Here is a 16,226-nt window from a genome sequence, read left to right on the forward strand (position 1 = left end):
ACGTCAGGTCGATCGGGGAGAACGTCACCGTGCGCAATGAGCGCGAGTTTCCTTCCGCAGGCGGAGCGGGCGCCGGACAAGGCGTCGGCGCCCGGCTGCCACGAAAGGAAGACGATCGATTGATGCGTGGCCGTGGCCAGTTCGTTGCCGACATTCGCCTTGCCGGACTGCAGGACGTTGCTTTTGTGCGCAGCCCTTTGGCGCATGCGCTGATCCGCGGCATCCACGCGCCGGAGCGTTGTCGCGGCAGCATTTTCACCGCGGCGGACCTCACCGGCGTCAATCCGATCCGCGCAGTTTCGGGGTTGCCGGGATTCAAGATTTCCGAGCAGCCAGTGCTTGCCACCGGCAAGGTGCGCCAGGTCGGAGAGCTCGTCGCGATGTGCGCGGCGCCGACGCGTGCTGAAGCAGAGGACATCGCGGCGGCGGTGACGCTTGATCTCGAAGAGCTTCCAGCCGTACATGACATGCGGGAGGCGCGCGAGCCGGGCTCGGCACTGGTGCATGAGCATTGGGGCGACAACGTCTTTCTCGAAACCAATTTCGAGGTCGACATCTCCAGGGCGTTCGATGCGCCGATCAAGGTGTCACGCGAGATATCGACCGCGCGGCAGTGCATGTCGCCGCTCGAGGGGCGCGGCGTGGTCGCGACCTTCGATCACCGCCTCGACCAGCTCACGCTCTATTCCTCGGCCCAGATGCCGCACATCACGCGCAGCGGGCTTGCCGAGTGCCTCGGCATGGAGCAGGGCCGAATCCGTGTTGTTTCGCCTGACGTCGGCGGCGGCTTCGGGCACAAGGGAATCCTGCTGCCGGAAGAAGTCTGCCTTTCCTGGCTGACGATGCGTCGCGGCCATCCGGTGCGCTGGACCGAGGACCGTCGCGAGCATCTCACCGCGAGCTCCAACTGCCGCGAGCATCACTACAAGATCACCGTCTATGCCGATCGCGACGGCCGGCTGCGGGGCATCGACTGCGAAGCGACCGTCGATTCCGGCGCCTACTCGTCTTATCCGTTCTCGGCGTGCCTTGAGGCGGCGCAGGTCGCCAGCATCCTGCCGGGGCCTTACTTGATGCCGGCCTATCGCTGCCGGACGTTTTCGGTCGCGACCAACAAGTGTCCGATCTTGCCTTATCGCGGCGTGGCGCGCACCGGCGTGTGCTTCGCGCTGGAATTGATGCTCGATCTGGTCGCGGCGGAAGCCGGGCTGGAGCTGGGCGAAGTGCGTCTGCGCAATCTGGTGCAGCCCGAGCAGATGCCGTTCGACAACATCACCAACAAACATTTCGACAGCGGTAACTATCCCGAGGCGATGCGACGGGCGCTTGCGTCCATCGACGTCGAGGGCGTGCGGGCGCGTCAGCGCAAGGGCGAGGTAGATGGACGCCGGATCGGCGTCGGCGTCTCCATCTATTGCGAGCAGGCGGCGCACGGGACGTCAGTCTATTCCGGCTGGGGCATCCCGATGGTGCCCGGCCACGAACAGGCGTCTGCGCGCTTGACGCCGGACGGTGGCCTCGAACTGCGGGTGGGGGTGCATTCCCACGGTCAGGGGATGGAGACAACCCTCGCGCAGGTCGCGCATGAGATGCTGGGCGTCGACGTCGTCAAGGTGCATATCATCCTCGGCGATACGGCGATGACGCCGTACTCCACCGGCACTTGGGGCTCGCGCTCGATGGTGATGGCGGGCGGTGCGGTCGCAACCGCCTGCCGCGAACTGGGCGAGCGCGCCAGACGCATCGGTGCGAAGCTGTTGCAGCACGATCCGGCTGCGGTGGTGCTGCAGAACGGCGAAGTGCGCGGCGTCAACGGCAGCATCACCTTGAAGGAGATCGCCCATACCTGGTATCGCCGGCCGCAGGATCTGCCTGCTGACGTCGATCCCGGAGGACTGGAGGTCACGGCAGGCTACAAGCCGCAGCGCGATACCGGGACCTTCAGCTATGCCGCACATGCCGCGGTCGTCGCCGTCGATCCGGATCTGGGAGAGGTCGAAATCCTTGACTACGTCATCGTTGAGGACGGCGGCGTTCTCGTCAATCCGATGGTGGTGGACGGCCAGATCTATGGCGGTCTGGCGCAGGGCATCGGCACTGCGCTGTACGAGGAGATGCCGTTCGACGCGGCAGGTCAGCCGCTGGCGACGACGCTCGCGGACTATCTGCTGCCTGGTCCCACCGAAGTGCCGGCGCCGCGTCTCGATCACATGGAGACCCCGTCGCCCTATACGCAGTTCGGCGTGAAGGGCATCGGCGAGGGTGGCGCGATAGCACCGCCGGCAGCGATCGCCAATGCCGTCAACGACGCACTGCGGCCGCTTGGCGTGGAACTGATGCAGTCGCCGATTACGCCGTATCGCGTCGTCGAGGCGGTTCTGGCTGCGCGCGACGCAGAAAGGCCGGCGGCATGAAACCGGCGCCTTTCGGCTACGAACGTCCACGCGACTTGCAGGCGGTATTTGCCATGCTCGGGGAGGCCAAAACTTCCGCCAAGATCATTGCCGGCGGCCAGTCGCTTGGTCCCATGCTCAATCTGCGGCTGGTAGAACCACAGTTGATCATCGACATCACTGGTCTTGCCGAGCTCAAGCAGGTCGAGCGTCGCGGCGACGAACTCGTACTCGGGGCCTGTGTCACCCACGCCGACATCGAGGACGGACGCATTCCGGACATTACGCGCGGCGCCATGCAGGGCGTCGCCGGCAACATCGCCTATCGCGCCGTTCGCAATCGCGGCACGGTAGGCGGGTCGCTCAGCCACGCCGATCCCGCGGCAGACTGGGTATCCGCGCTCTCGGCGCTGGGTGCGAAATTGACGCTTCGAAGCTGCGCCGGTGCGCGGATGATCGCGATGAAGGATTTTATCGTCGGCGCGCTCGAATGCGCGTTGCGCGCCGGCGAGATCGTAGAGACGATCCATGTCCCGACGCTGCCGTCGTCAGCGCATTGGGGTTACTTCAAGAGTTGCCGAAAGACAGGCGAGTTCGCGCATGCGATCGGCGCGGTCCTGATTGACCCGAGCGCCGCAACTGCCCGCGTCGTCATCGGCGCGATCGATGCCGCGCCGATCGTTATCACCAATACCGCAGAACTGTTCGGCGGACGCATTGCCGGCGACTACAAGGATCGCTTCGATCCGCGCGTGGCGGATACCATTCTCGCCAAGGCCGGCATATCCAGCGCCGCCCGTCGTCATATTCATGTAGGTGTGCTGAAGCGTGCGGTCTGCGAGGCTGCTGCATGAGCATGATTGAACTCATCGTCAACCAACGCGCGGTGCGGGTATCAGCGGAGCCGCGCACCAACCTCGCGGATTTTGTCCGCGAAAAACTCGATTTGACCGGCACGCATCTCGGCTGCGAACACGGCGTCTGTGGAGCGTGTACGGTGCTGCTCGACGGCGTGCCGGCGCGCTCGTGCATCACCTATGCGATGGCCTGCGAAGGAGCAGAAGTCACCACGATCGAAGGGCTCGATGAAGACAACGTTACGACGGAGCTTCGTGCGGCCTTCACCCGTGAGCATGCACTGCAATGCGGTTACTGCACACCGGGAATGCTGGTCTCCGCGCGTGATCTCGTGCTGCGCCTGCCGCAAGCCGATGAGCGGCTCATCCGCGTCGGCCTGAGCGGCAATTTGTGCCGGTGCACCGGCTATGTCGGCATCGTTCGGGCGGTCCAATCTGTGATCGAAGCGCGGCGCGCCCGCAATATCGCGCCCGAGCCGGGCGGAGGACGGAAGATCCTGGGCCCCGTCGGCTCGGGTCGAAGCGTGCATGATGGGGCGGGCCAAGCCGAGCGCATACCGCCGGTGGGAAGCGAACAAACGTCGCCCGAAGCTGCCAGTTCGGTCGCGTCGATTCCGGACTTCATCCCGGCCACCGTTCTGGAGCAGCAGTTCACCGTCGCGCACCCGCCCGAACAGGTCTTTGCGATGTTTGGCGACATCGCAGCCGTTGCGGCCTGCCTTCCCGGCGCGTCGTTGACGGCGCCACCGAAGCCTGAGCGCGTCGAAGGTGCCATCCGCGTCAGGATTGGTCCTATTGCCGCGACATTCTTGGGTGCTGCGCGCGTCGACCGCAGCCCGCTCGATATGTCCGGCCGCATCGTCGGCATCGGTAACGACCGGCGCAGCCGATCGTCGACCCAGGGCGAAATCCGCTATCGGCTGATGCCGATCGAGCAGGGGACGCGCGTCGATCTTTCCATCGGGTACACGCTCACCGGAATGCTGGCGCAGGTCGGCAGACCCGGGCTGGTGCGCGATCTCGTGGCACGATTGATCGCGGAATTTGCCGACAATCTCAACCGCTGTCTGTCGGGTACATCACCGGCCGGTGCCGCTCCGGCCGAGCTGAGCGGAATGGCGCTGGTTTTCGGCCTTTTGCGGGCGCGGGTCGTGCGTTGGTTTGGTCGTTTCTCGTCCAACAAAGACGGAGCGGCGTGATGGATCGACGTTTCCGTGTGGTGCGGAAGCTACGGGGTTCGAACTGTAGACAGATTAACAGCGCGAGATTGGAGAAGGATATGACACGGACTTTCAGAATTGCTCGGGCGATTGCGCTGGCGGTCGCCTTCTTGAGTGGTGCCGCTGAGGCTCAGACCATCAAGATCGGCGTCAACGAGCCCCTCACAGGCGCGTTCGCTGCTTCCGGCACCTACGTCGTCAACGGCGCCAAGATCGCGGCCGATGAGATCAATGCGAAAGGCGGCATTCTTGGCAAGAAGCTCGAACTCGTCATCGAAGACAACAAGAGCAATCCGACAGAAGCGGCCGCGGTCGCTGAAAAACTGATCACGAGTGACAAGGTGCCAGTCCTGATGGGGGCATGGGGCTCGAGCCTGACGCTTGCCGTGATGCCCAAGCTGATGGAATACGAAACGCCGATGGTGGTCGAGACCTCTTCGTCGGGCAAGATCACCACAACCGGCAATCCCTACATCTTCCGCATCTCGCCGCCGTCGGCGATTGAGGCCGCGGCCTTCAAGGGGATCGTCGACAAGCTCGGGTTGAAGAAGGTCGATTTCCTCGTCATCAACAATGACTGGGGACGCGGCACCGCTGAGGACTTCAGCAAGATGATGAAGGAAAAGGGGATCACGATCGGGGCCGTCGAGACCATGGATCAGGGCGCTCAGGACATGAGCGCACAGCTCTCGAAGCTCAAGGGCACCGATTCCGAGACTATCATCGTGACCACTGCGGTGAACCAGCTCACGCTCATCTTCAAACAGGCTGCCGCACTGGGCCTCAAGAAGCGCATCATCACCACCGGCGGATCGCAGAATCCGGATCAAATCATCGCGCAGGCAGGGGCTGCGGCCAACGGCACTATGCACCTGACGACCTTCCTGCCCTGGTTTCCCGACAAGACGCCGAACCCGGAGGCGACCAACTACTTCATCGCTGAATGGAAGAAGCGCGGCTTCGACTTCGCTGGCTGCACTGAGAGCTTCCGCGGCTATGACGGCATCCGTACCGCGGCAGCCGCGATCGAGAAGGCGGGCAAGGCGGAGCCTGCCGCGATCAAGGCGGCTCTGTGGGATATCAAGATCAAGGGCCTGAACGGCGACATCGTGTTCCGGAAATCCGGTCCCGAAGGCAAGGAGAGCGGCCAGAGCTAACCCAACGTCTATCTGATCGAAATCACCGACGGCAAGATCGGCATGAAGACACTCTGACGTCACGAGACTGACCGTCGAGGGCCGCGACAGACCGCCGTCCTCGACGGCATCGGATATCCGGGAGCCACCTTGAGCGAATTTCTGCAACATCTGGTCAACGTGCTAGTGCTCGGCGGCACCTATGCGCTGTTGGGCATAGGTCTCACCTTGATCTTCGGCATCATGAACGTCGTGAATTTCACGCATGGGGTGCTGTATACATTCGGCGCCTACATCATGTTCATCGTGGTGCATCAGCTCGGGGTTAACTTCTTCCTGGCGCTGCCGCTCGCTGTTGTCGCCGGCTGGCTTCTTGGCGCGGCGGTCGAACTGACCTTGCTGCGACCGCTGCGCGGCTCCGACATCGACACGACGATGTTGGTCATGATCGGTGCCTGGATCGCGATGCAGTCCGGCGCCCTGTGGATCTGGGGCGGCGTGGCGAAATCGGTATCGACGCCGTTTCCCGAATCGCCGCTGGTGCTGGGTCCGGCATCCGTGTCCTGGTTGCAGTTGTTCGTGCTCGCCGCGGCCGCGATGCTGATCGTCGTTACCTATCTCCTGATCAACAGGACAAAACTCGGTTGCGCGATGCGGGCGACGTTTCAGGATCAGGACACCGCCTCGCTGATGGGCGTTAATGTCGACCTGATCTACACCTCGACGTTTGCGATCGGTTCGAGCCTTGCCGCCGCGGCGGGTGCGCTGCTCGGTCCGGTCTACGTGATCTTCCCGCAAATGGGTGATCTCGCCGCTGTTAAGGCATTCGCGATCGTGATCCTCGGCGGGCTTGGGAACATCACCGGCGCGGTCATCGGCGGCTTCATTCTGGCATTGGCGGAGGAACTGGGTGCCGGCTATGTCTCATCGGGATATCGCGACGCCATGGGCTTTTTGATCATTATCGCGGTTCTGATCTTCAAGCCGACCGGACTTTTCGCTCGCTCGGAGCGGGTTGGATGAAGTCAGGGATCGCCATTCTCACGGTCGTCGCGTTTGCATCGGTACCGCTCTGGCTGCGCGATCCGTATCTCATGAACGCGCTGATCACGACCGGCATCTTCATCATCGGCGCGATGAGCCTCAATCTGCTGCTCGGGTTCACCGGCCAGCTCAGCCTCGGTCACATCGCGTTCTTCGGCATTGGCGCCTATGTGAGCGCATTGACGTCGCTTGGTTTTGACGTCGGCTTGCCCTTCGGCATCCGCATCGTTCACGTTCCCTGGCCGCCGATAGCGGGCTTCGTGTTGGCCATCGTCGTTGCTGGATTATGCGGATATCTCGTGGGGCTGCTCTCGTTTCGCGTGCGCGGCGCCTATTTCGTGATCGTGACGATTTCCTTCGCCGAAGTGGTCCGGCTGGTGGCGCTGAATTGGGTCGAACTGACGCAGGGCCCGCTTGCGCTGACCAATATCCCCTCGATTACAATCGGATTGCCAGGTCTCGGAGATCTCAGCCTCCGCACCAAGCTGCAGAACTATTACCTCGTGCTTACCGTCGCGGTCATTACCCATCTGCTGATCTCGCGCCTCGTCCATTCCCATTTCGGCCGCGCCATGCGCGGGCTGATGGAAAACGAAACGCTGGCGGTATCAGTCGGCATCGACGTGACGAAGACGCTCACTTTGGCGGCCGTGATCTCGGCAGGGATCGCCGGCGCAGCGGGCAGTCTCTACGCGCACTACATCCGGATCATCGATCCCGAGGTGTTTGCCTTCATCAACACGGTGACGATGGTGATCATGGTCATCGCCGGTGGCAAGGGCTCGCTCGCCGGTCCTATCGTCGGCGGCATGATCTTCGGACTGCTGCCTGTGTTCTTGCGCCCGATCATGGCGCCGGAGGCGCAATGGATCGCCTATGGCGGCGTACTGATCGTCATTCTGTTCGTATTGCCGCTCGGCATCGTGCCGTCGCTGGCCCTGCGATTTGCGAAGCGGCGGGAACGGATTGAACCGATTGCCCCGGTCGCGTTTTCCGAGCGCGACGCCAAGGAGCATGCGTGAAGACGGTTCCCGCGACGGCTTTGAGGGTGGAAAAGGTCGCCGTGCATTTCGGGGGGCTCGTTGCGCTCTCGGACATGAATTTCACGGTCGGCGAAGGCGAGATCGTCAGCCTGATCGGACCTAACGGTGCTGGCAAGACGACAGCGTTCAATGTCGTTACCGGCTTCCTGGATCCAACCCGTGGCGCTGCGAGCTATCGCGGGACGGCGCTCAATGGATTGAAGCCGCATCAGATCGCCGACCTGGGATTGATCCGGACCTTCCAGCGCACCAGCGTTTTTCCGAACGACACCGTTTATGACAATCTGCTGGTCGGGCTGCACCGTCAGGGCAGGGTGAGCCTGCTCGAGGCCGTTCTGGGCCTGCCGCGCGCGCGGTCTTCGCAGCGGCGCTTGCGGGAACGCGCCGGTGAACTCGTCGAATGGGTTGGGCTCGAACGCCGCGCCCACGATCTTGCCGGCTCGCTGTCCTATGGCGAGCAGCGTCTTGTCGGCGTGGCGCTGGCGCTGGCGGCCGAGCCGTCGATGCTGCTGCTCGACGAGCCGGTCTCCGGCATGAATGCCTCCGAAACCCATACCTTCGTGCAGTTGGTCCGCAACATCCGCGATCGCGGTGTCACCATCCTGCTCGTCGAGCACGACATGCCGATGGTGATGAGTGTTTCGGATCGGATCGTGGTGTTGAACTACGGCCGGATCATTGCCGAGGGTTCACCGGACGTGATCCGGAACGATCCAGCCGTCATCGAGGCCTATCTCGGGCAGGGAGCGACACGTGCTTGAAATCCGCGATATGGTATGCGGCTATGGTGGTGTTACGGCCTTGCGCGGCATTTCGCTGGAGGTCAAGGCCGGGCAGCTCGTCGCCTTGATCGGTACCAACGGCGCCGGCAAGAGCACCACGCTGCGCGCCATCTCCGGGCTGGTTGCGCCGCGTTCCGGATCGATGTTGTTCGAGGGCAAGGATATCGCAGGCGCCAAGCCACCGCGCGTGGTGGCCAGCGGGATCGCGCATTGTCCCGAAGGACGGCGGGTATTTCCGCGCATGACGGTCGAGGAAAATCTCGATATGGGTGCCTATCTGCGCACCAAATCCGCGGAGATATCGGAGGACCGCGCTCGGATCTATGCCGAGTTTCCGCGCCTTGCCGAGCGGAGAAAGCAGGCTGCCGGCACCCTGTCGGGCGGTGAGCAGCAAATGCTGGCGATCGGCCGGGCGCTGATGTCACGTCCACGCCTGATTATGTTCGACGAGCCTTCCCTTGGGCTCGCGCCCAACATCGTCGAGCGAACTTTTGCGATCATCCGCGGCATTCGCGATGCCGGCACGACGGTGCTGCTGGTGGAGCAGAACGCGTTTGCGGCGCTCGAAATGTGCGATCACGCCTATCTGCTGGAAGGTGGCCGCATCGTTCTCTCAGCGACTGGCGCCGATATGATCGAGAACGAGCACGTTCGGAAGGCCTATCTTGGCGGATGAGCGGACCGAAACGGCGGCGTTGCAGGGCGACAGGCAATGGATCCCGGTCTGCGGGCTCAGCAGGCTGATTTCACAGACGATCGTCTGCGTCCGCGTGACCGGGCTCGATTTGATCTTGGTCTGGAGCGAAGGACGCGCGGTAGCCTGCGAACGGATGTGCCCGCACGAACAGGCTGACCTCAGCCTCGGACACTTGTCGGGAGGACGCCTGTTCTGTCCCCGTCACGCCGCCTCATTCGATCTCCGTAGCGGGCAGATTTCCTACGGCTGGCCGAGCCGGCCGCTGCGGCTATACCCGCTCCGGATCACCGACGATCGGGTCTGGATGGACGCAGGCGCGATCAAGGCGCTGATGCCGTAGACAACGGCTACCCGACCAGCTTTCGGGCGATATCGACCAGTGCGCCGTCAGGACGCCGCAGCTCGCTGAGGATACTGAAATGGTCTGCGCCTTCGATCGGAAAAAGCTTGCCCGGCGCGCCCGCGGCAATGCGCGCTTCATGAAGCTTGATTGAATCGAAAACCAGCGCCGGCAGTTCGGCCATGCCGTAGGCGATGTCGAGGCGCTTGTGGACGGCGGGAAGGCGAAGCGGCGAAAGTCTTGTGATTTCCTGGTCGGTCAGCTTCAGCGCATTGTTGAGCCCCGTATCGCGGATGGGTACAAGATCGTACACGCCGGAAATCGCCAGTCCCGCGGCGACGCGCGGATGATCGAGCGCCATTGCGACGAGATGGGCGCCGGCCGACCAGCCCGAGAGTACGACGGGCCCGGAGATGCCGTATGACTCTCCGTTTTGGGCCAACCAATCGAGCGACCGGGATATCTCTGTCACGATCTCCGTCAGCGACGCGTCTGGGGCCAGCGAATATCCGGGAATGGCAACCGACCAGCCATGGGCCGCGACGCCTTCGACCAGCATGGCAAACACTTCGCGCGAATTGCGCTGCCAGTAACCGCCATGCAGGAAAACCAAGCAGGGAGCTGTCTTCTCGGCGGCCGGATAGAGATCGATCTTCGTCTTTTCGCGGTCGCCATACGGCATATCCAGAAACGATTTTCGGCTGGCACGAAGCGTTTCGGACAACCGGTTTCTTTCCGCGATCAGCGCTGCACTGTTCCTTACCGCTGCGTTGTTGTCATATGCAGCGTCGCGCTCCGCTTGGGAAAGCGCGGCCCAGTTCGGCCGAGGATCTGAAGGCCTATCCTTCGTCGCCATAGTATCGTTCACACCAGTTGCTCCTTAAGCAATATCCATGCGCTCTCAGGAGCAGTATATTCGCGCGGCCCGCACCGGCAATCGAAAGATCGGCAAGTGCTGGTGCTTTACATCGTGGTACACTTTGGCAAACTCTTGCCTAGCACTGGAGTTTGGCAATCAAGACAAACACCGGCCCAGAATGCAGATACGACCAGGCAACGATGATTTGCTGCTGATAATCGATGTGCAGAACGATTTCTGCCCTGGCGGCGCGCTAGCCGTTGCCGATGGCGAAGCTGTGGTGCCGGTCATCAATCGTCTCGCCCAACGCTTCGACCATGTGGTGCTGACCCAGGACTGGCATCCGCCAGGCCACAGCTCTTTCGTCACGTCGCATCCGGGAGCGAGCCCCTTCGAAAGTGTCGCCATGCCATACGGTCCGCAAACCCTTTGGCCCGATCATTGCGTCCAGGGCACCGCCGGGGCGGCGTTTCATCCAGAACTCGTGGTCGACCGGGCAGAGTTGATACTCCGGAAAGGCTTCCGCCCCGAAATCGACTCTTATTCTGCGTTTTTTGAAAACGACCGGCGCACGCCTACCGGCTTGGCGGGTTATTTGCGCGACCGCGGTCTGCGGCGAATCTTCCTGGCCGGACTCGCCACCGATTATTGCGTCCACTATTCCGCCGTGGACGCACGCCGGCTCGGCTTCGATACAGTGCTTGTTGAGGCCGGATGCAGGGCCATCGATCTGGCGGGCTCGCTCGACGCGGCCTGGGCCGGGATGGCCGCCGTCGGCGTGCAGCGTGTCAACGATCTTTAGCGCAGCCGTCGCTTAAGCGACCTCCCGGCGGGCCTCGATCCCGTTGAGCGCGCCGGCAACCGGCACGCGAACGCGCAGCGAATTGCCGGGCAGATAGGCGATCGGCATATCCTCGATCTCGATCGTCCTCGAGCTGCCGGGATCGGCGCCGGCGGTGATAGCCTTACGTTCAGCGATTTCCAGCGGGCGACGGCGGCGAGCAGCTCGGTGATCTGCCCGCGGATCCAGAGACGATCGGCGCCGCCTTGACGCCTTCGACCGGCAGAGACAGGTCGATCTCGCCGCAAGGTTGGTGGCACGGCAGCTCACGCTCGGCCATTCGCCGCAGCCGCCGATCACCACGCTCGCGCATGCGGTGCTGCGCGAAGATGCAGGTTTCCATGCGTATCAGTTGCTGGAGGCGGGAGTCCGGCAATTCGGCGTGTGGGGCAACACGGACGAGGGCCGGCACATCCTCGTTGCGGTTACCGCTACCTGGCGGCCCATTCTCCGACCGAACGCGCGTCACTGCAGACAGCCGACATCGCCCGACGATGCGGGGTGGCGAGCTGCATCAAGAGGCGCGATCGTCCTGACGTCACGCGTTGAGGGCGTACCAAGGGCGATCTGAAAGCAGACCTGACGCGCTGCGATCTTCGCCGCGATCCTGGCGCGTGCTTCGTCGCGTTCGATGCGTGGTAGCGTCAGCTGCAGGTGGTGGTGCACCCTGTCGGCTTCGGCTTCATCCAACTACTACAGCTTGTAGCCGATCTTTCGCAGCAGGTCCTTCCGCCACGCAATGTCGGCGTCGGTTTCGACACCCAGCGGCGAGGCGCCATCCACCACGCCGAGCACGCCTCGGCCGAGCTCCGTTTGTGCGACGATCACCTGTGTCGGGTTGGCCGTCGCGCAATAGATGCGGCAGACCTCGGGCACCGCGCGCACCGCAGCCAGTACGTTGACGGGAAAGAACCCGTCGCCCAGAAAGATCAGGAAAGTGTGGCCGGCGCCGATGGCCAATGCGTTGTCGCGTGCGAGGGTAAGGGCGGGTTCGTCATTGCCCGACCAGCGCACCAGCCGCTTGCCAGAGGCCTCGCAGAAGGCCAGCCCGAAGCGGATGCCCGGAACCGCGCCCACCAGCGCCTCGTGGAGGTCCTCCACGGTCTTGATGAAATGCGACTGGCCGAAGATGAAGTTGGCGTCGTCCGGCTTGACGATGGGCACCACGGTGAGTTCCATGGCTGCGCTCCTGCAGGGTGAGCTACGCATTCCATGGTAGGCTGCCGGCAGATGATTGCAAGCCGCCACAGGCGGCTGATTTCGCTGCCACTTCCTCGTGGGGCTCGAATACCTGGACCGCTTCGCCGGCCGCGTTGATGGCGCGGAACATCACGGCGGCCCGCGGGGGGCCATGGTCGCGGCAGCAAGTCCGCGAGCTTTCATTACCGGGAATGATGAGCGATAATCACCAGCGGGATGGAAGCGGTGCACGGAGATGGTGAGGGCCGATGCCAGAGCGGACACACAGTCGATACAGCGATATCGCCGTCCACCCAGAGCGAGAGGAGCCGACGGCTAACGGTTAGCGAGCCATAGGATCAGGGAAAGGATCACGCTGACCAGCAGCGATGTTGCGAGCGGGATATAAACGCGGAGGTTGTCGCGCTCGATGACAATGTCGCCGGGCAACCGGCCCAAGCCGATCTTGTTGATCACTGGCCATAGCAGCCCAAGCGCAACGAGCGACAAGCCGAAGATGATGAGCAGACGCGAGATCGACATTGCGCCGAGCCTACGATCACGATGGGTGAGCCGACTGAGGGAGAGCAAGCGGGATTTGGCGTTTTGCGTGCTGCTGTGACCGCGTCCGTCGCACGGCTCGGATGGGTCAGTATAGCGTTTTCGAGCGAAGTGGACACACGCACTTGGGCAGGCCGACACCATGATTGCACTGTTCACGGATTTTGGGTTGCACGGCCCGTATACGGGTCAGATGAAGGCGGTGCTGCACCAGATGGCGCCGGGTATACCCATTATCGACCTCTTCGCCGATGCGCCAGTCGGCAATCCCAAGGCATCGGCGTATCTGTTGGCGGCCTATGCTGCATGGTTTCCGGTGCGAGCCGTCTTTCTCTGCGTTGTCGATCCCGGCGTCGGCGGGACGCGGCCATCCATTTTTCTCGAGGCCGACGGCCGCTGGTATATCGGCCCCGGCAACGGCTTGTTTGAGTTGATCCAGCGCAGAGCTCAAGAGACGCGCAGCTGGGACATCGACTGGAAGCCGAAGCATCTCTCGGCCAGCTTTCACGGGCGCGACCTCTTCGCCCCAGTGGCAGCTATGCTGGCGCGCGGTGATCCGCCCCCCGGCCGGCCACGTCACGATGGCGCAGATCGCAGGGAAGACTGGCCGGATGACCTCTGCGAGATCGTTTACGTCGATCACTACGGCAATGCGATGACCGGGCTGAGGGCGGCTATGCTGCCGCCCGGCGCCAGGCTCACCGCGGTGGGTCGGGTTCTGGACCGCGCGAGAACCTTCAGTGATCTGCCGCCAGGCGCGGCTTTCTGGTATGAGAACTCCAACGGGCTTGCCGAAATTGCCGTCAATCAGGGGCGGGCGGACCGCGATCTCGGTCTTGCCATCGGCAGTCCGGTCGAGTTTGTCGCATGAACAAAGGTCTGCCGCTTTGACTCGAAGGCAACATTCGACCAAACAGCGCCCTCATCCGCATCGGCCGAAGCCGCCGGAGCGCCGCCACAAGCCGCAGGCTAGCGCTAACAGGCGCCTTGCTGAGCAGACCCGCAAGATCCTGCGCCAACACTACATGAGCAAATACCGGGTGCAGTGAAATCGCGAAGACTTAACTTTGAAGCAAGTCTCCGGCAGTTCTCAAGCTTGCCACGAACAGACATTCCGCGTGTGGCTTGACTGTGCGTGTGTCGCGAAGGTGGAAGTACTCCGCGACGTGGCTGCCGCGCGCGGACCGTGAAAGATGCAAGCTCCTTGAAATCGCCGGTGGCTGCGCGATAATCTGCTGCTGGACGGCGCGTCGCTCCGCAGTCTCCGCGAGGATGCCGGAGGCACCGGTACAGGCCTTAAATACCGTCAAGATCCGCTCGGCCAGGCCTCACGTCCCAAACCTCATGCGGCTGCTGCGCCTCAGCCCTGTCCGGATGCAAGGACTCATTGTGATGTTGCAGCTTGGCACGCCGGCCGCAGCGTCGGCGGCCTCCGCTTGGTGACCGTCGCGGCTACCGACCACCAGACGGTCCCCGACACTTTAGGGCAAGCGGTGGATTTGAGAAGTCAGCCCATTGGTCGAGGGAGGATGTGCTATGAGAGCCTCGCCAGACTATTCGCGTCGTCGCTTCCTTCATGCCGGCGCAGCAGCAACCGTTGTCGCTGCGGCGACAACGCCCGTTCGTGCGGCCGCTCAGGCGGGTACGCAGCCGCCACCCTCGACCGCGACGGCGCCGCGGATTCTGCGCAAGCCACCGCTGCCTGAATTGGAGCGCATCGCCAAATCCTACAACTTGGCTCTCAGCCGCGACGATCTGACGTCGTTTCGCAACCTCATGGACGGCGTGCTGGCGTCGTACCGTCGCCTCGACCAGTTCGCGGAGCCGACATTGGCGGTGAAGTACCCGCGGGACGCGGGGTTCCGTCCACCCGCCTCGGACAATCGGCTCAACGCTTGGTACTGGAGGTGCTCGATCAAGGGCGCAGCTTCGGGGCCTCTCGCGGGCAAGAAAATCGCCATCAAAGACAATGTGTGCGTCGCCGGCATCCCGATGATGAACGGTTCCAATGTGCTGGAGGGCTACGTCCCCGACGTGGACGCGACCATTGTGACCCGCATCCTCGATGCCGGTGGGGAGATCGTCGGCAAGGCCGTGTGCGAGCATCTTTGCTTCTCGGGCGGTAGCCATACCTCCGACACTGGGCCCGTGCTCAATCCTCACGATCCGAAGCGATCTGCCGGAGGCTCCTCCAGCGGCAGCGCGGCGCTCGTCGTCGCCGGCGAGTGCGACATGGCCATCGGGGGCGACCAGGGAGGGTCGATCCGAATTCCCAGCTCTTTCTGCGGAGCGGTTGGCCACAAGCCCACGCACGGGCTTGTGCCATACACAGGTGTTTTCCCGATTGAATTAACACTTGATCATACCGGGCCCATTGCCCGTACCGCCGGCGATGCCGCCCGGCTTCTCGAGGTGCTCGCCGGGGCCGACGGCCTCGACCCGCGCCAACCGGCGGGACTGCGTATGGAAGCCTATACCAAGCAACTCACCGGCGACGCCCGCGGCCTGCGGATCGGGATCCTTAAGGAAGGGTTTGGCTGGCCCAATTCCGAGCCCGATGTCGACGCCATGGTGCGCGAGGCGGCGCAGCGCTTGACGCGAGCGGGGGGAACCGTGATCGAGGTATCGATCCCCCTCCACCGCGACGGAATCCATATCTGGAATGCTATCGCCGTCGAGGGCGCCACGGCGCTGATGGTCGCGGGCAACAGCATGGGGACCAACTGGAAAGGGCACTACACGACTTCGCTGCTGGACTTCTACGGCCGGAGCCGGCGGGTGCGCGCCAACGACCTTTCGGAGACCGTCAAGCTCGTTGTCCTGCTCGGCCAGTACATGCAGGACAATTACCAGGGCCGCTACTACGCGAAGGCCCAAAACCTCGCGCGCGTGCTAAGCGCCGCCTACGATGAGCAACTCAAAGGCGTCGATCTCCTGCTCATGCCGACGTTACCTTTGAAGGCCACGCTACTCCCACCGCCGGACGCGAGCCGCGAGGACTACGTTGCGCGGGCACTCGAGATGATTTCCAACACTTGCCCGTTCGACGTCACTGGCCATCCTGCCGTCTCGGTTCCGGCAGGCGTGTCGGCAGGGCTCCCTGTTGGCATGATGCTGGTCGGACGCCATTGGGAGGACGGCACGGTGTTGCGTGCGGCTGACGCGTTCCAGATCGTCGGGTAGACGGCAGCAGCGAATTGCCGGCTAACGGCAGCGCCGGGGTCCAAGGTTCGGAAACAGGATGCCCGCGAGCCGGCGAGCGACGCGGCTGCCC

Annotated in this window: 17 protein-coding genes; 12 read left to right on the top strand and 5 right to left on the bottom strand. The window is 63.2% G+C overall.

What is annotated here, in order from left to right; genetic code table 11:
- Positions 1–122: 122 nt before the first annotated feature.
- The 9 genes from V1288_RS24280 (at position 123) to V1288_RS24320 (ending at position 9,512) form a co-directional block, all read left to right on the top strand.
- Positions 123–2,414: a xanthine dehydrogenase family protein molybdopterin-binding subunit gene (locus V1288_RS24280; protein WP_334361391.1), complete on the top strand. Its 2,292-nt coding sequence runs from the start codon at positions 123–125 to the stop codon at positions 2,412–2,414.
- Complete coding sequence (locus V1288_RS24285) at positions 2,411–3,247, top strand: FAD binding domain-containing protein (protein WP_334359443.1); 837 nt, start codon at positions 2,411–2,413, stop codon at positions 3,245–3,247. Before V1288_RS24280 ends, V1288_RS24285 begins: the two co-directional genes overlap by 4 nt.
- Positions 3,244–4,449, top strand: coding sequence for a xanthine dehydrogenase family Fe-S subunit (locus tag V1288_RS24290; RefSeq protein WP_334359444.1), 1,206 nt, complete (start codon positions 3,244–3,246; stop codon positions 4,447–4,449). Before V1288_RS24285 ends, V1288_RS24290 begins: the two co-directional genes overlap by 4 nt.
- A gap of 80 nt (positions 4,450–4,529) precedes the next feature.
- Complete coding sequence (locus V1288_RS24295; protein ID WP_334359445.1) at positions 4,530–5,627, top strand: ABC transporter substrate-binding protein; 1,098 nt, start codon at positions 4,530–4,532, stop codon at positions 5,625–5,627.
- Between the two features lie 129 nt (positions 5,628–5,756).
- Positions 5,757–6,629: a branched-chain amino acid ABC transporter permease gene (locus tag V1288_RS24300; RefSeq protein WP_334359446.1), complete on the top strand. Its 873-nt coding sequence runs from the start codon at positions 5,757–5,759 to the stop codon at positions 6,627–6,629.
- Positions 6,626–7,672 carry a branched-chain amino acid ABC transporter permease gene (locus V1288_RS24305; protein WP_334359447.1) on the top strand — a complete coding sequence of 349 codons (1,047 nt, stop codon included), beginning with the start codon at positions 6,626–6,628 and terminating at the stop codon, positions 7,670–7,672. The genes V1288_RS24300 and V1288_RS24305 overlap by 4 nt, the downstream gene beginning before the upstream one ends.
- Positions 7,669–8,454: an ABC transporter ATP-binding protein gene (locus tag V1288_RS24310; protein WP_334359448.1), complete on the top strand. Its 786-nt coding sequence runs from the start codon at positions 7,669–7,671 to the stop codon at positions 8,452–8,454. The genes V1288_RS24305 and V1288_RS24310 overlap by 4 nt, the downstream gene beginning before the upstream one ends.
- Entirely contained in the window at positions 8,447–9,151 is a 705-nt protein-coding gene (locus V1288_RS24315; protein ID WP_334359449.1) for an ABC transporter ATP-binding protein, read from the top strand. The genes V1288_RS24310 and V1288_RS24315 overlap by 8 nt, the downstream gene beginning before the upstream one ends.
- On the top strand, positions 9,141–9,512 hold the full coding sequence (locus V1288_RS24320; RefSeq protein ID WP_334359450.1) for a Rieske (2Fe-2S) protein: 372 nt from the start codon (positions 9,141–9,143) through the stop codon (positions 9,510–9,512). The genes V1288_RS24315 and V1288_RS24320 overlap by 11 nt, the downstream gene beginning before the upstream one ends.
- 7 nt (positions 9,513–9,519) lie before the next feature.
- Here the strand turns inward: V1288_RS24320 and V1288_RS24325 are convergent, their stop codons facing one another.
- Positions 9,520–10,368, bottom strand: a complete 849-nt coding sequence (locus V1288_RS24325) for an alpha/beta hydrolase (RefSeq protein WP_334361392.1) — start codon at positions 10,366–10,368, stop codon at positions 9,520–9,522.
- A 181-nt stretch (positions 10,369–10,549) separates the two neighbouring features.
- On the opposite strand from V1288_RS24325, the gene pncA reads away from it, so the two are divergent.
- Positions 10,550–11,173, top strand: a complete 624-nt coding sequence (gene pncA, locus V1288_RS24330; protein ID WP_334361393.1) for a bifunctional nicotinamidase/pyrazinamidase — start codon at positions 10,550–10,552, stop codon at positions 11,171–11,173.
- A gap of 169 nt (positions 11,174–11,342) precedes the next feature.
- On the opposite strand, the gene V1288_RS24335 is transcribed toward pncA, so the two are convergent.
- From V1288_RS24335 to V1288_RS24350, 4 genes are all read right to left on the bottom strand, one after another.
- Positions 11,343–11,555 (bottom strand): hypothetical protein, encoded by a 213-nt coding sequence (locus V1288_RS24335; RefSeq protein ID WP_334359451.1) that lies wholly within the window; start codon positions 11,553–11,555, stop codon positions 11,343–11,345.
- A 122-nt stretch (positions 11,556–11,677) separates the two neighbouring features.
- Positions 11,678–11,902: a hypothetical protein gene (locus tag V1288_RS24340; RefSeq protein WP_334359452.1), complete on the bottom strand. Its 225-nt coding sequence runs from the start codon at positions 11,900–11,902 to the stop codon at positions 11,678–11,680.
- Between the two features lie 3 nt (positions 11,903–11,905).
- Positions 11,906–12,391: an adenosine-specific kinase gene (locus V1288_RS24345; RefSeq protein ID WP_334359453.1), complete on the bottom strand. Its 486-nt coding sequence runs from the start codon at positions 12,389–12,391 to the stop codon at positions 11,906–11,908.
- Between the two features lie 336 nt (positions 12,392–12,727).
- Positions 12,728–12,934 (bottom strand): DUF2905 domain-containing protein, encoded by a 207-nt coding sequence (locus tag V1288_RS24350; protein WP_334359454.1) that lies wholly within the window; start codon positions 12,932–12,934, stop codon positions 12,728–12,730.
- 160 nt (positions 12,935–13,094) lie between these two features.
- Here V1288_RS24350 and V1288_RS24355 point away from each other — a divergent pair, with 160 nt between their 5' ends.
- Positions 13,095–13,823 carry an SAM hydrolase/SAM-dependent halogenase family protein gene (locus V1288_RS24355; RefSeq protein WP_334359455.1) on the top strand — a complete coding sequence of 243 codons (729 nt, stop codon included), beginning with the start codon at positions 13,095–13,097 and terminating at the stop codon, positions 13,821–13,823.
- 665 nt (positions 13,824–14,488) lie between these two features.
- Complete coding sequence (locus tag V1288_RS24360; protein ID WP_334359456.1) at positions 14,489–16,135, top strand: amidase; 1,647 nt, start codon at positions 14,489–14,491, stop codon at positions 16,133–16,135.
- The last annotated feature ends 91 nt before the right edge of the window (positions 16,136–16,226 follow it).

This window comes from Bradyrhizobium sp. AZCC 2176 (genome assembly GCF_036924645.1).
In the GTDB taxonomy this organism is placed as follows: Bacteria; Pseudomonadota; Alphaproteobacteria; order Rhizobiales; family Xanthobacteraceae; genus Bradyrhizobium.